The organism is Streptomyces sp. NPDC001219, assembly GCF_053597915.1.
Genome location: NZ_JBSFJF010000034.1, coordinates 25814 through 41853 on the forward strand (window position 1 = coordinate 25814; position 16040 = coordinate 41853).

General features: G+C 75.7%; 2 protein-coding genes. Both read right to left on the bottom strand.

What is annotated here, in order from left to right; translation table 11 throughout:
- Positions 1-34: 34 nt before the first annotated feature.
- Entirely contained in the window at positions 35-6739 is a 6705-nt protein-coding gene (locus ACWC9R_RS21855; protein ID WP_450733794.1) for an amino acid adenylation domain-containing protein, read from the bottom strand.
- Positions 6740-6764: 25 nt separating this feature from the next.
- Positions 6765-15959 carry a type I polyketide synthase gene (locus ACWC9R_RS21860; protein ID WP_450733796.1) on the bottom strand — a complete coding sequence of 3065 codons (9195 nt, stop codon included), beginning with the start codon at positions 15957-15959 and terminating at the stop codon, positions 6765-6767.
- Between the last annotated feature and the right edge of the window lie 81 nt (positions 15960-16040).

The window sequence follows — 16040 nt, forward strand, 5'->3', positions numbered from 1 at the left end:
GTGCGGCTGCTTGTCCTGGTGCGGCGGGTTCGGGTCACAGGTCGGCCAGCGCCTTGCCGAGTTCGGCCGCCAGCGTCCGGAGGTTCGGGGACCGCATGACGCTGTAGTGGTCGCCGGGCACGTCGACGCTCTCGGCCCGGTCGCCGAGGAGGTCCAGCCACTGCCGGGTGGTCGCGGCGGCGGCCCCGTCCATGGCCTGCAGGAGCCGGACCCTGCCCTGGTAGGCGGCGGGCTCGTGGCCGGCCAGCGCGCGGCTGAGGTGCAGGAAGCGGCTCGCGAGCTGTTCCAGGGTGGCGGCGTCGATCTCGTCCGGCAGGACGGCGGCCTGCCGGGCCCGCGTCAGCAGCTCCTCCACCGGGGAACGGCCGCCCGTGGGCTCGAAACCGTCCGGCTCGGGGCTCCAGTCGCGTCCCGCGAGTCCGGCCAGGTCGCGGGCGAACCGGGCCAGCAGCGCCGCGTCGGAGGCGGGTTCGGCGCGGCCGGGCGGTTCCAGCAGGTCGACGGCCGCGACGAGTTCGACCGTATGCCCCTGCCCGGTGAGCAGGTGGGCGATCTCCAGGGCGAGCACGCCGCCCATGGACCAGCCGCCGAGCCGGTACGGGCCGTCCGGGAACCGTTCGGTGATCGCGTCGGCGTAGTGCGCGGCCAGGCCGGCCAGGGTCTGCGGCGCAGGGTCGAGGTCGGGGTACTGGAGGGCGTACAGCGGCTGGTCGTCGTCCAGCAGGGCGCCGAGCCCGGCGTAGCAGAGGACGTCGCCGCCGACCGGGTGGACGAAGAGCAACGGGGGCCGCGTCCCGGCGTCCCGGACCGCGACCAGGGCGGGCCTACCCGCGTCGCCGGGCTGTTCGCGCAGCACCTCGGCGAGCGACGCGACGGTCGGCCGGGCGAGCAGCGTGGCCACCGGCAGCGAGCGGCCGGTGCGCTGCCGGAGCCGGGCCATCATCCGCACCGCGAGCATCGAGTCGCCACCGAGGTCGAAGAAGTTCGCGGTGACGCCGACGGGCCCGTGGGCGGGCCCGAAGAACTCGGCCCAGATCTCGGCGAGGAGCCGTTCGGCCGCGTCGCGCGGTGCGACCGCCTCACCGGAGCGCGCTGTGGTCTCCCCGGGCGACGGGAGCCGGTGGCGGTCCACCTTGCCGTTGCCGGTCAGCGGCAGTGCGTCCAGGAGGACGATGCGGGCGGGCACCATGTAGCCGGGCAGCTCCCGGCCGAGCGCCTCCCGCAGCTCCACCTCGGAGGTGTCCGAGACGGCGTACCCGACGAGCCGTCGGGGGCCGCCCCGCTCGCCCTCGGCCACCGCGGCCGCCGCGCGGACGTCCGGCCGGCGCAGCAGCGCCGCCTCGACCTCGCCGAGTTCGATCCGGTGCCCCTGGATCTTCACCTGGGAGTCCGCGCGCCCCAGGAACTCGATGGTGCCGTCCGGCAGGTAACGGCCGAGGTCACCGGTCCGGTACAGCCGCTCTCCCGTCACCGGGTGGCGCAGGAAGGCCGCGCGTGTCTTCGCCTCGTCGCCGAGGTAGCCGCGGGCCAGGCCGGCACCGCCGATGTAGAGGTCGCCGGGGACCCGGGCCGGGCGCGGCCGCAACGCCTCGTCCAGCACATGGAATTGCTGGTTCCGCATCGGCCTGCCGTACGGGACGCTCGTCCAGTCCGGGTCCACGTGGGTGACCGGGTACTGGATCGACCAGATGGACGCCTCGGTGGCTCCGCCCAGGCTCCAGATCCGCGCGTGCGGCAGGGTCGCGGCGATGGCTCCGGGGAGGGTGACCGGAATCCAGTCGCCGCTCAGCATCACCAGGCGCAGCGACGGCGGACCGCCGAGGGCCCGCACATGTGCCACGAACATGTCCATCAGCGCGGGGACGCTGTTCCAGACCGTCACACGGTGCCGGTTCACCAGCTCCAGCCAGGCGGCCGGTTCACGCTGCGCCGACGCGTCGGGCAGGACCACGGCCCCGCCGGCCGAGAGCAGGCCGAACACGTCGTAGACCGAGAGGTCGAAGTGCAGCGCGGACAGGGCCAGGACGCGGTCGTGCGCGGTCACGCCGTACCGGTCGTTGATGTCCTGGATCGTGTTGACCGCACCGGTGTGCTCGATCATCACGCCCTTCGGGACCCCCGTGGACCCCGAGGTGAAGATGACATAGGCGAGGTCGCCGGGCCTGGCCGGAGAGGGCGGCAGAGGGCCGCTCGCACCGGTGTCCGCCGGCTCGGTGTCGACATGCAGCGAGCGGGTTCCGTCCGGCAGGTCGAGGCCGTCGGCGACCGCCGACCGGGTCAGCACCAGCTCGATGCCGGCGGTCTCCATGATCATCCGAAGCCGGCGGCCGGGCATGGCCGCGTCGACCGGTACGTACGCGGCACCGGCCTTGAGGATGCCCAGCGCCGCGACGACCTGCTCCCAGCTCTTGTCCATCACGATGCCGACGAGCACGCCGGGCCCCGCGCCGTGGCCGGTCAGCCACCGGGCGATCCGGTCGGAGCGGCGGTCCAACTCGCCGTAACTGAGGGTGCGTTCGGCGGTGATGACGGCGGGCGCGTCCGGCCGGCTCCCGGCCTGCCGCAGGAACGCGTCGTGCAGCAGCTCGGCGGGGACGGGGGCGTCCGTGGCGTTGACCGCCTTCCGCAGCTCCAGGTCGGCCACCGGCGCGGGCACGGACGGCGGGCGGCGCCACGCCCCCGCGCCGCACAGGTCCCGCACCAGGTCCAGATAGGCGTGCCACATCCCGTCGACGACACCGTCGGGGAACATCTCCTCCACCACGTCCCAGTTGAGGACCAGTTCCCCGGCCTCCTCCAGCGCCTGGTGGTCGAGCCACACCTGCGGCGTCCGTATCGAGCTGGACGCCAGGCGACCGGAGGCGCCGAGCGTGGTCAGCGCCGTGAGCGCGCCCCGCGCGCCGTCGCCCTGCCCCGAGAAGCCGATCGTGCTGGTGAAGACCACCGGCATGCCCGCCAGGCCGGTTCCGCCCCGGGTGCGGTTGAGTTCGCGCAGCACCTCGACGCCACTGACGTGGCCGTGTTCGAGGTCGGTCAGCAACTGGTGCTGCAACCGCCGGGCGCCCGAGGTGAAGTCCTCGGCGGGGGAGGCGTCGACCTCCAGCAGGGTGGTCGCGCTGAGGTTGCCGATGACCCGCCCGGCATCCTCGTGCAGCGGCCGCCGGTTGAACGCCAGCAGGTTGAGGGTGAACCGCGGCGAGGCGCTCCAGGCGGCGAGGACCTGCGCATACGCGGCGCACAGGGCGGCCGAGGGTGAGACGCCGGCCGCGGCGGAGCTGTCCTTGAGGCACTGCCATGCCGCGGCCTCGATGCGGGCCGTCCGATGGGTGAACACCGGGCGCCGTGGCGCGGGCCCCGGCCGCAGCGGCAGGCGGGGTGCGGGCGGGAGGGAGGCGACGCGTGCCTGCCAGTAGGCGAGCGACTTCGCGCGTGGCGCGGCGTCCGTCTCGGCGGCGGCGAGCACGTAGTCGCGGTAGGTGAGGCCCGGGGCGGGCGCCACGGGCGTCCCGTGATGATAGGTCTCCGCCCATTCCTGGAACAGCAGCCCGGCGCTCCGGCCGTCGATGATCAGTGCGTCGAAGTTGAGGTGCAGCCGGGTCGTGTGCGCGTCGAGCAGGGTCGTCCGGATGTCGAACAGCGGCCAGACCTCGGTGTCGAAGACCTGGTGCCGCATCTCCTCGCGGATCTCCGCCAGGCGGCGGTCCCGTTCGGCGGCCTCACAGGTCCGCAGGTCGACCGTGGCGATCCGGTAGTCGGGGACCTCGGCGAGCACCCGTTGGTGCCCGTCCCCGGACACGACCGCGCGGAGCATGTCATGCCGGTCGACGAGGTGCCGGAAGGAGGCGGCGAGCCGCTCGGGGTCGGTCTCCTCCAGGTCGATCTCGACGAGGAAGGAGGTGGAGACGTTGCCGAGTTCGAAGGCGTCGGTCCGGCCGACCAGGTAGGCCTGCTGGAGGTGGGTGAGCGGGAACGGCTCGTGGCGGGCCGCCGGGTCGGCGACGAGTGCCATCCCGGGCTCCCCGGCCCTCTCCACGCCACCGCGGGCCGCCTGGACGGTCCGTGCGATCTCGGCGGTACTCCGGCCGTCCAGCAGGTCCGGCAGCGGAACGTCGACGCCGAGCCGCCGGGCCAGGGTCTGCCGGATCTCCATCGCGATCAGCGAGTCGATGCCCAGGCTCCGCAGCGGCAGGTGCAGGTCATCGCCGGTGACGGCGGCGCCGCGCGCCCGGCCGACGATGCCGGCCGCCACCTCGGCGGCGTTCTCCGTCGCGGGCGCGGCAGGGCCGTCCGCTTCGGGTGCGGCGGGCCCGGCCGCGCCGGGCACCGCCTCCAGGCGTACGCCGTCGGCGAGCGCCACGGGCCTGCCGTCGGCGCCGACGAGCCGTACCTGCGCGACCAGCGGCCCGCCGGGAGCCGGTGCCTGCGCCCTGCGGCCGTCTCCCGTCCAGAGCCAGTAGCGCTCGCGCTGGAACGGGTATCCGGGCAGCGAAGCGGGCGGCCCGGCGGGGTCGCCGTGCACGCGCGCCCAGTCGATCCGGGCGCCCCGGGTGTAGAGCGCGCCGAGGCTGTCGAGGAGGGTGCGCCGGGCGTCCTCCCCCTCGCGCAGCGACGGCAGGAACACGGCCTGCTCGGCCGTCCGGAGCCGGTCGGGGAGCGGCGCGGCGGACCCGATCTCCACGAACGTCCGGTGTCCGTCGCGCAGCAGCGCGGCGATGCCGTCGGTGAACGACTCCGGCGCGCCGGCCTGCGCCGGAGTCCGGGCCGCCGCCCGCAGCGCGTCCTCCGGGCTCATCGCGCCCGTGACACGCGCGGCCACCAGCTCGCCGGTGCCGTGGCCGAGGACGGCGGCGGGCTCCACGCCCCACGAGCGCCACAGCTCGGCGAGCGCGTACGCGACGGCGAACGGTGTGGGCGGGCCACCGGGCGTCTCGGCGCACCGGTCCAGGGCGCGGCGGAAGACCGGCTCGGCCGCGGCCAGTTCGGCGGCCGCGTCGGCGGACAGCGCGTCCGGGCGGCCGGTGAAGAGGAACACCGGGCCCCGGCCGGTCTCCGGCGCCCGCGTGCCGACCCGGACCCCGGGCGGCGGTGTCCGGTCGGGTCGCGTGCGCGTGAGGAGGTCCCGCAGCCCGGCGCGCGAAGACGCGACGGCCGTGAGCCGATGGGTGAAGTGCGCCCGGCCGAGGGACGTGGTCCGGCAGACCGACGCGAGCGGGTCGCCGGCCGCATCGTCGGCGAGCAACTCGGCGTAGTGGGCGGTGAGTTCGGTGAGTGCGGCCGGTGTCTTGGCCGACAGGGTGAGCAGGTGGGGCCCGTCCTGCCCGGCGGGCCGGGCCTCCGGGCCCGCCGGTGCCTCGACGGCGGGGACGGGAGCCTCTTCGAGGATCACGTGTGCGTTGGTGCCGCTGATGCCCTGCGAGGACACCGCGGCGCGCTTCGGCCCCGGCGTCCCGGGCCACGCGGTCTCCTCGGCGACGAGCTCGACCGCGCCCGCCGACCAGTCGACATGCGGGGTGGGCTCGTCCACGTGCAGGGTGGCGGGGAGCCTGCCGTACCGCATCGACAGCACCGTCTTCATGACCCCGGCGACCCCCGCCGCCGCCTGGGAGTGCCCGATGTTGGGCTTCAGCGAGCCGAGCCGCAGCGGCGTCTCCCGCTCCCGCCCGTAGGCGGCCAGCAGGGCACGCGCCTCGATGGGGTCGCCGAGCGGGGTGCCGGTGCTGCTCGCCTCCACCACCTGGATGTCAGCGGGCGCCAGCCGCGCGTCCTTCAACGCCTGCCGGATGACCCGCTGTTGCGCGGACCCGCTCGGCGCGGTGAAGCCGTTGCTGGTGCCGTCCTGGTTCACCGCACTGCCGCGCACCACGGCCAGCACCCGGTGGCCGAGCCGCCGCGCGTCCGACAGCCGTTCCACCAGCAGCACTCCCACCCCCTCGGAGAACCCGCTGCCGTCCGCGGCGGCCGAGAACGGGCGGCACCGGCCGTCCGGTGACAGCCCCTGCATGCGGGTGAACTCGGTGAACAGCTGCGGTGTGGCCATGACGGTCGCGCCGCCCGCCAGCGCCATCGTGCACTCGCCGCGGCGCAGTGACTGGACGGCCAGGTGGAGCGCGACCAGCGAGGACGAGCAGGCCGTCTCCACGGTGATCGCCGGACCGCGCAGACCGAGCGTGTAGGAGAGCCGGCCGGACGCGACGCCGCCCGCCGTCCCCGTCGTCAGGAAGCCCTCGGCCTCCTCGGGCACGTCGCCGCAGCCCAGCCCGTAGTCGTTGCAGGACAGCCCGGTGAACACCCCGGCCTCGGTGTCGCGCACCGACTCCGGGTCGATCCCGGCGTCCTCGAAGGCCCGCCAGGCGGTCTCCAGCAGCAGCCTCTGCTGCGGGTCCATGGCCAGGGCCTCGCGCGGGCTGATGCCGAAGAAGCCCGCGTCGAAGTCCGCCGCGTCGTGGAGGAAGCCGCCGGAGCCGGTCAGGCTCCGGCCGCCGTTCCCGGGGTCGTGCAGGCCGTCGTCCCAGCCCCGGTCACGGGGGAACGGGCCGACGGTCTCGCCGCCCGAGGCCAGCAGCCGCCACAGGGCGGACGGCGAGTCGACCCCGCCCGGATACCGGCAGGCCATGCCGACGATCGCGATCGGCTCGCGGTCGCCCTCCTCCAGCTCGCGCACGCGCTCGCGTGTCCGGTGCAGGTCGAGGGTGAGGCGCTTGAGGGCTCCGAGCAGCTTCTCGGGTGTGTCTGATCCCATGACGGATCGGTCCTCCGCAGGCGGGTCAGGAGCGGGAGAGCTCACGGTCGATGTAGTCGAGCAGTTCCTCGGCGGTCGCGGCCTCGACGAGCGCCGTCACGTCCGCTTCGCCGCCCTCGGCGGCCGCCGCCGGGGCGGCCGGTGCCTCCTCGGACGGGAGGAGCCCGGCGGCGGCGAGGAGTTCGGCGTCCAGGACGGCGACCAGCTCGGGGAGGGTCGGCGCCTCGAACAGCAGGGTGACGGGCAGCTTGAGGGCCGTCGCCGTGTTGAGGCGGTTGCGGAACTCGACCGAGGTGAGCGAGTCGAGCCCCAGCTCGCCGAACGGCCGGTCGTCGGGGATCGCCTCGGGCCGGGAGGCCAGGACGGCGGCCAGGTGGGTCCGGATCAGGTCGGCCAGGACCCCGGCGCGTTCACCGGCGGTCAGGCCGCTCAGCTCGTCCCGCAACGGCCGGTCCCGCCGGTGTTCGCGCACGTTCCCGGGCCGGCCCGCCCCGGCGTCCGCCGCCACCTCGCGAAGGACCGGCGGCAGCTGTGTTCCGAGGCCGCGCAGGGTCTCGCGGTCGAGCCGGGCGGGCGCCAGGACGGCGTGCGGGGACGGCAGCGCCGCCTCCAGCAGGGCCAGGCCGTGTGCGGGAGCCATCTCCACCAGCCCGGTCCGGGCGAAGCGGGCGCGGTCGGCGGCGCTGAGGGCGCCCATCATGCCGTCCGGGTCGTCCCACAGGCCCCAGGCCAGCGCGAGGGCCGGCATCCCCTGGACACGGCGGTGCCGGGCGAGCGCGTCGAGGAACGCGTTGGCGGCGGTGTAGCCGCCCTGCCCGGCGCCGCCGAGCGTCCCCATGACCGAGGACACCAGGACGAACGCGGTGAGCGGGTGACCCGCGGTCAGCTCGTGCAGATGCCAGGCCCCGTCGGCCTTGACGCGCATCACCCGGTCGATCTGCCCGGGGGTGAGCGAGGTGACCGGAGCGTCGTCCACCACGCCCGCGGCATGGATCACGGCGGTCAGCGGGTGCCGGCCGGGGACGGCGTCGAGCATCGCGGCGACGGCCTCCCGGTCGGCGACGTCCACGGCCGCGAACCGCACCTCGGCGCCGAGCGCCCGCAGGCCGGACGCCAGCTCGGCCGCTCCGGGCGCGTCACCGCCGCGGCGACCGGCCAGCAGGAGCCGTCGGGCGCCGTGTTCGGTGACCAGGTGCCGCGCGAGGGCCCGGCCGAGGGCGCCGGTGCCGCCGGTGATCAGGACGGTGCCGTCCGGGTCGAGCAGCGGCGGGACGGTGAGCACGACCTTGCCGATGTGGGTGCCCTGACGCAGCAGCCCGAAGGCTTCGGGCGCCCGCCGGACGTCCATGTCGGTGACGGCGGGCCAGCCGAACGCGCCCTCGGCGAACAGCTCGACCGTCCGCTTCAGGAGGCGGGCGAGGTGCTCGGGCGGCAACTGGAGGAGGTTGAAGGCCTGGTAGCGCGCGCCGGGGTGGGCGGCGGCCACCTCGGCCGGATCGCGCGGATCGGTCCTGCCCAGTTCGACCAACAGCCCGCCGGGACGCAGCAACCGCAGCGACTCGTCGACGAGTTCGCCGGTCAGCGAGTTCAGTACGACCGCCATGCGCCGTCCGCCCGCGCCGAAGCGGGCGCCGAACCCGGGCTCGCGGGACGAGGCGAGATGGTCGTCGTCGAGGCCCAGGGCACGCAGAGCGGGCCACTTGGCGGGGCTCGCGGTCGCGTGGACCTCCGCGCCCAGGTGCCGGGCCAGCTGGACGGCGGCCATGCCGACGCCGCCCGCCCCGGCATGGATCAGGACGGGGTCGCCGGCCCGCACGCCGCCCAGCTCGGTCAGCGCGTGCAGGGCGGTCAGGTGGGCGACCGGTACGGCGGCGGCCCGGGGGAACGACCAGCCCTCGGGCATCTTGACGAGGGTGCGGTGGTCGGCGTGGGCGACCGTGCCGAACGCGGCCGGGAAGAGGCCCATGACCCGGTCGCCGACGGTCAGGCCGGTGACACCGGGACCGGTCGCGGTGACCACCCCCGCGCCCTCCAGGCCGAGGGGGCCGGGGTCGCCGGGGTGCATGTCGAGCGCGCCCAGGACGTCGTGGAAGGTGAGCCCGGCGGCGCGGACCGCGATCCGGACCTGGCCGGGACCGGGTTCGGCGGCGGCCTCCGGGGCGGGCCGGAGCTCCAGGGCGGTGAGGGTGCCGCGTTCGGTGAGGTCGAGGCGCCAGGCAGCGGTGTCCTCGGGAGGCCGGAGCGCGGGGTCGCCCGCCGCGGGCACGAGCCGGGGCGCCAGGACGGCGCCGTCACGGACCGCCACCTGGTGCTCGTCCGGTGTCAGTGCCGCGGCCGGAACCTCTGCGGCGTCCGGGGCGAGGTCGACCAGGGCGAACCGGCCCGGGTGCTCGACCTGTGCGGTGCGGACCAGGCCCCAGACCGCCGCCTGCGCGAGGTCCCGGACCGTCTCGCCGGGCCGTACGGCGACCGCCCCCTGGGTCACCAGTACCAGGCGGGACCCGGCGAGCCGGTCCTCGGCGAGCCAGCGGCCGAGCAGGTCCCGCGTCCGGTGGACCGCGTTCCTGGCCTCCGCCGCCACGTCGGTCCCGGCCCCGCCGGCCGGGCCCCGCGCGGACGGGCACCGTACGACGGCGTCCCCGGGAGGCTCGGACGCCGCGACCAGCGCGTCCAGGTCGAGGGCGTCCCACGGGACGGGTATCCGTCCGGCCGTCGATCCGGCCGTTCCCTCGGGCAGCGGGTCCCAGCCCAGCGCGAACAGGGAGTCGCGCGCCACGGTGGCGGGAGCGGCGGGGCGGGCCGCTGCGACCGGGCGCAGTTCCAGTGACTCGACGATGCCCGCCGGTTCGCCCGAGGCGTCGAGCAGGGTCAGGGGGAGGCAGCCGTCCACCGCGGGCGCCGCGTGCACCCGCAGGGACGTGCGGCCCCCCGTGCCGAAGAGGGACACTCCGCGCCAGCGCAGCGGCTGGCTGCGCTCGCCCCCGCGGCCCAGGGCGTCGGCGAGCAGGCCGTGCAGGGACGCGTCGAGCAGGGCGGGGTGCAGGTGATAGGCCCCGGCGCTCGCGGCCTCGGGCTCGGGCAGCACGGCCTCGGCGAACTGCTCGCCGTCGCGTCGCCAGACGGCTCGTAGGCCCTGGAACGCCGGTCCGTGCTCGTACCCCTGCAGGGCGAGGTCCTCGTACATGCGGGCCAGCGCTACCGGTGTCGCACCGGCCGGCGGCCAGTCCACGGGGGCCGGTGGTGTGGCCGTGCCGGGGCCGAGGGTGCCGGTGGCGTGCTCGGTCCACTCCCCGCCGGTCACCCGGCCCGATATCCGGCAGGTCCGGAGCCCGTCGCCGTCCTCGCCCGCCACCCGGACGCGCAGGTCGGCGGTGCCGTCCTGCGGGAGTTCCAGCGGCGTGGCGACCGTCAGTTCCTCGATCCGCGCCGTGCCGGCCCGCGCGCCCGCGTGCAGGGCCAGCTCCAGGAACGCGGTGCCCGGCACGACGATCGTTCCCGACAGGGCGTGGTCGGCCAGCCAGGGGTGGGTGCGGGCCGAGAGCCGCCCGGTGAACACCGTCTCGCCGTCGCCGAGTTCGACGGCCGCGCCGAGCAGCGGGTGGCCGGCCGGGGCCTGGCCGAGGTCGGCCGTGCCGGACGGTCCGGCCGTGCTCGTGAGCCAGTAGCGACGCCGCTGGAAGGGGTAGGCGGGCAGGGCGGCCGGGTCGGCGTGGCCGCCGGCCGTTCCGGTGAGCCGGTCCCATGCGAGCGGCAGGCCCTGGACGTATGCCTCGGCGGCGGAGGTGAGGAACCGGCGCAGGCCCCCGTCGTCGCGGCGCAGCGAGCCGGTCACGATCCCGTCGGCCCCGGCCTCCTCGAGGATCTGGCCGATGCTGCCGGTCAGCACCGGGTGCGGGCCGACCTCGACGAACGTGGTGTGGCCGGACGCGATGAGCGCCTCGACCGCCTCCTGGAAGCGCACGGTGTGCCGCAGGTTCCGGTACCAGTAGGCCGCGTCGAGTGCGCCGCCCTCCTGCCAGTCGGCGGTGACCGAGGACATCAGCGCGATCCCGCCGGTGCGCGGTGCCAGCGGTGCCAGCCCGGCCAGGATCTTCGCGCGCACCGGCTCGACCGCCGGGCAGTGCGAGGCGAAGGCCGCCGGGATCAGGCGGGCGTTGACGCCCTCGGCCCGGTACGTGTCGACCAGCCCGGCGATCGCGTCCGGGGACCCGGCCACGGCGGTGGTGGCCGGTCCGTTGACCGCGGCGATGCTCAGCGTGCCGAGGCGTTCCCGCACCCGCTCGGCGGGCAGCGGGATCACGGCCATCGCTCCCTTGCCCATCAGGTCGACGGCGATGCCGCTGCGCAACGCGATGGCCCGCGCGCCGTCGTCGAGGGAGAGCGCACCGGCCACGACGGCGGCGGCGATCTCGCCCTGGGAGTGGCCGACCACGGCGTCCGGGACGACCCCGGCCGACCGCCACAGCTCGGCCAGCGACACCATCACGGCCCACAGCGCGGGCTGCACGACGTCGATCCGGTCGAGCAGGGGCGCCCCGGCCAGGACCTCGGCCAGTGACCAGTCGATGTACGGCGCGAGCGCGCGCTCGCACTCGGCCAGCCGGGCGGCGAAGACGGGGCTTTCGGCGGCGAGCGCCGACGCCATGCCCCGCCACTGGCCGCCCTGTCCGGGAAAGACCAGAACGGTCCGGCCGGGCTCGCCCGCACGGCCGGTGACCACGCCGGGGACCTCCTCGGCACGGGCCAGCGCGGCCAGGGCCCGGCCGGCCTCGTGCCGGTCACGGGCGATCACCACCGCGCGCTCGTCGAGGGACGCCCGCGCGGTCAGGGCCGGCGCGGCGCCGACCGGGTCGAGCGGCCCGTCGGCCAGCATCCGGGCCCGCTCCCGCAGCGCGTCCGGGGTCCGGGCCGACAGGACGACCGGCACCACGGGCGGCCGTACCGGCTCTTCGGTGGGTCCGGGCCCGGCGGGCGGCTCCGCCAGGATCACATGGGCGTTGGTGCCGCTGATCCCGAACGAGGAGACGCCGCCGCGCCGGGGCCCGCCGGTGACCGGCCAGGGACGGGCCCGGTCGAGCAGGGCCACCGACCCGGCCGCCCAGTCCACGTGCGGGGACGGCTCGTCGACGTGCAGCGTGGCGGGCAGGGTCGCGTTCCGGAGGGCCTGGACCATCTTGATGACGCCGCCGACGCCCGCCGCCGCCTGCGCGTGTCCGATGTTGGACTTCAGGGACCCCAGCCACAGCGGCCGGTCCCGGTCCCGCCCGTAGGCGGCCAGCAGGGCGTTCGCCTCGATCGGGTCGCCGAGGGCGGTGCCCGTCCCGTGCGCCTCCACGGCGTCGACCTGCCGCGGCACGAGCCCGGCATCGGCGAGGGCGTCCGCGATGACGCGCTGCTGGGCGACGCCGCTCGGCGCGGACAGCCCGTTGGAGGCACCGTCGGAGTTGACGGCGCTGCCGGCGATGACCGCCAGCACGGGGTGGCCGTGGCGGCGGGCGTCCGAGAGCCGTTCGACGACGAGCATGCCCGCGCCCTCGCCCCAACCGGTGCCGTCCGCCCGGGCGGAGAAGGCCTTGCAGCGGCCGTCGGCGGCCAGCACCCGCTGGCGGGAGAGCTCCACGAACATGCCGGGGGTCGCCATGACGGTGACCCCGCCGGCCAGGGCGAGCGAGCACTCGCCGGCCCGTACCGCCCGCACCGCCTGGTGCAGCGCGACCAGCGACGCCGAGCACGCGGTGTCCACGGTCAGCGCGGGCCCGTGCAGGCCGAGGACATAGGCGATCCGCCCGGAGATGACGCTCGCGCTGGTGCCGGTCAGCAGATGTCCCGCGACGCCGTGCCCGGCCGCCTCCAGGCTCGGCCCGTAGGCGGAGTGCATCGCGCCGGCGAACACGCCGGTCCGGCTGCCCGCCAGCGACGCGGGGTCGATCCCGGAGCGCTCCAGCGCCTCCCAGGTGACTTCCAGGAGCAGCCGCTGCTGCGGGTCCATGGCGAGGGCTTCCCGTGGGCTGATCCCGAAGAAGTCCGCGTCGAAGTCCGCCACGTCCGGTACGAAGCCGCCCTGGCGGACATAGGACGTCCCGGTCCGTTCCGGGTCCGGGTGGTGGAGCGCCGCCAGGTCCCAGCCGCGGTCGTCCGGGAAGCCGCTGATGGCGTCCGTTCCGGTGTCGACCAGGTGCCACAGGTCATCGGGCGAGCGCACCCCGCCGGGGAACCGGCAGGCCATCCCGACGATGACCACGGGGTCGTCGGCGTCCTCGGCGTCCGCCCGCTCCCGCACGGCGGCGGGTGAACCACCGGTGGACGCGCCCGCCTTCAGCTCATCGATCGCCGCGGCCAGGGCGGCCGGGCTCGGGTGGTCGTACAGGAGGGTGCTCGCCAGCTTCAGGCCCGTCGCGGCCGACAGCCGGTCGCGCAGTTCGAGCGTCATGGCCGAGTCCAGGCCCATCTCCCGGAACGTCCGGCCGGGCCGGACCTCGTCGGCCGGTCCGGCGTCCAGCACGACCGCCGTGAGGCTCCGGACCAGCTCCAGCACCGATCGCCGGTCAACTCCCGTGTCCGGAACCGGGGTTGCCTCGGACGCCTGCTCGGTGGCCCCGGGCATCCCGGACGGCCAGCAGGAGCGGCGCTGGAACGGGTAGGCCGGCAGGTCGGTCAGCGGTGCCGAACCGGGCAGCAGCGCGGCCCAGTCCACCGCGACGCCGTGCACGAAGGCCTCGGCCGCCGCCGTGAGGAACCGCCCGCGGTCGCCGTGGCCGCGCCGGAGCGTGCTCAGCACGGCGCCGTCCCCGCCGTGGGTGTCGAGCGTCTGCCGGATGCCCATCGCCAGCACCGGATGCGGGCTGACCTCCAGGAACGTGGTGTGGCCCGCGTTCAGCAGTTCCTCGACGGCCGGTCCGAACCGCACCGGCTCCCGCAGGTTGCGGAACCAGTACCCGGGGCCCAGCCCGGCGGTGTCGACCGGTCCGGCGGTGACGGTCGAGTGGAACGGCACGCCGATGGAGCGCGGGGTGATCCCGGCGAAGGCGCCGAGCAGTTCCTCCCGCAGCTCCTCGACCTCCGCGCTGTGCGAGGCGTAGTCGATCGGCACGCGCCGGGTCCGCACCTCCTGCCCGTAGTGGGCGGCCAGTGCGTCGAGCGCGGTGGCCGGCCCCGCGACCACCGTGTGCGCGGGGCCGTTGACCGCCGCGACCGACAGCGAGGCGTCCACCGACGCGAGGTCCCGCTCCACCCGTCCGGCCGGAAGCTCCACCGACAGCAGCCCGCCACGGCCCGCGATCCGGCGCAGCACCCGGCTGCGCAGGGCCATGATCCGTGCGCCGTCCCGGAGCGAGAGGGCGCCCATGGCGGTGGCGGCGGCGATCTCGCCCTGCGAGTGGGCGACCACGGCGGCGGGTTCCACCCCGGCCGAGCGCCACAGCGCGGCCAGCGACACCATCACCGCCCACAGCGCGGGCTGGATCACCTCGTCGCCCGCCAGTGGCGGCGCACCGGGGACCCCGCGCAGGACATCGGTCAGCGACCAGTCCACGTACGGGCGCAGCGCGTCGGCGCAGTCACCGATCCGCTCGGCGAAGACCGGGAAGGTCTCAGTCAACTCCGCTGCCATGCCCGCCCATTGCGAGCCCTGGCCGGGAAAGACGAACACCGGCCGGACAGCGGGACCCTCGTGCCGGCCCTCCACCACGGCCGCCGACGGCCGGCCGGCCGCCCGTGCCTCCAGCGCGGCGAGGAAGCCGTCCCGGCCGTCGGCGACGACGACGGCGCGGTGCTCGAAGGTGGTGCGGGTGACGGCCAGCGACCGGCCGACCGAGGCCACGCCGACGTCCGGACGCGCCGCCACGTGCGCGTGCAGCCGTGCGGCCTGGTCACGCAGCGCGGAGGCCTCCCGCCCCGACAGGACCCAGGGCAGCGCCCCGGTGTCGTCCTCGCCGGCGGCAGGCTCCGCGCCCTGCCCGTCGGAGAGGATCAGGTGGCAGTTGGTGCCGCCGATCCCGAACGAGCTGACTCCCGCGACCAGCGGCCCCTCCGGCGACGGCCAGGGCCGGGTCTCGGTGTTCACCCGCAGCCGCAGCGCGTCGAGCGGGAGGTGCTCACCGGGCCCCGAGTGGTTCAGGCTGGGCACGAGTTCGCGTGCGCTGACACACAGGACGGCCTTGATGAACCCGGCGATCCCGGCCGCGCCCTCCAGATGGCCGATGTTCGTCTTCACCGAACCGACCAGCAGCGGGGCGTCCTCCGTACGGGCCGCACCCAGCGCCGCACCGAGCGCAGCGGCCTCGACCGGGTCGCCGGCCCGCGTCCCCGACCCGTGCAGCTCGACGTACCGGACCTCGCCCGGCTCGACGCCCGCGTCGGCACAGGCGGCGAGCAGCACCCGCTCCTGCGAGGCACGGCCCGGCGTCGGCAGCGTCTCGGTCGCACCGTCGTTGTTCAGGGCGCTGCCGCGGACGACGGCATGGATGCGGTCGCCGTCCCGGACGGCGTCCGCCAGGAGCTTGAGGACGACGACCCCGCCACCCTCGCCCCGGACGTAACCGTTCGCACGGGCGTCGAAGGTGAAGCAGCGCCCGTCCGCCGACAGCGTCCCGGCCCGCTCCAGGGCCAGGGTGCTCTCCGGCGCGAGGATCAGGTTCACACCACCGGCCAGCGCCAGGTCGGACTCACCGTTCCGCAGGCTCGCGCACGCCAGGTGCACGGCGGCCAGCGACGAGGACTGTCCGGTGTCCACCACCAGACTCGGGCCGTTGAGGCCCAGCGTGTAGGAGATCCGGTTGGCGGTCACGCCACGCTGCAACCCGATGAGCGTGTGCCCGGTCACCGCGTCGGGACCCAGGCCGTGCAGCAGCGTCGCGTAGTCGTCGGCGATCACCCCCAGGAACACGCCCGTCCGGCTGTCCTTGAGGGTGCCCGGCAGGGTCCTGGCGTCCTCCAGGGCCTCCCAGGCCAGTTCGAGGGCCAGCCGCTGCTGCGGGTCCATGGCCACGGCCTCGCGCCGCGAGATACCGAAGAACCCGGGATCGAACCCGTCGACCCTGTCGAGGAACCCGCCGCGCGCCGGGCCCCGGCCGTCCCGCCGTCCGGTGACCGCGTCACCGCCGCCGCGCAGCAGCCGCCAGAACTCCTCCGGCCCGTCCGCCTGCGGAAACCGGCAGCCGATCCCGACCACCGCGACCGCGTGTGAAGGGAGATCACGCCTGTCGTGACCAGCAATTCCCATCGTTGATGCACCCCAGTGCTCGTGCCGAATCGGCGGGTCCCGCGAAGGCGTGCGGGGCCGTCGGTGAAGACGGCCCACACC

What these genes read in the sequence shown, in the direction of transcription:
- ACWC9R_RS21855 (WP_450733794.1), bottom strand. Translation starts at nt 6,739, where the DNA reads ATGGGATCAGACACACCCGAGAAGCTGCTCGGAGCCCTCAAGCGCCTC.
- ACWC9R_RS21860 (WP_450733796.1), bottom strand. Translation starts at nt 15,959, where the DNA reads ATGGGAATTGCTGGTCACGACAGGCGTGATCTCCCTTCACACGCGGTC.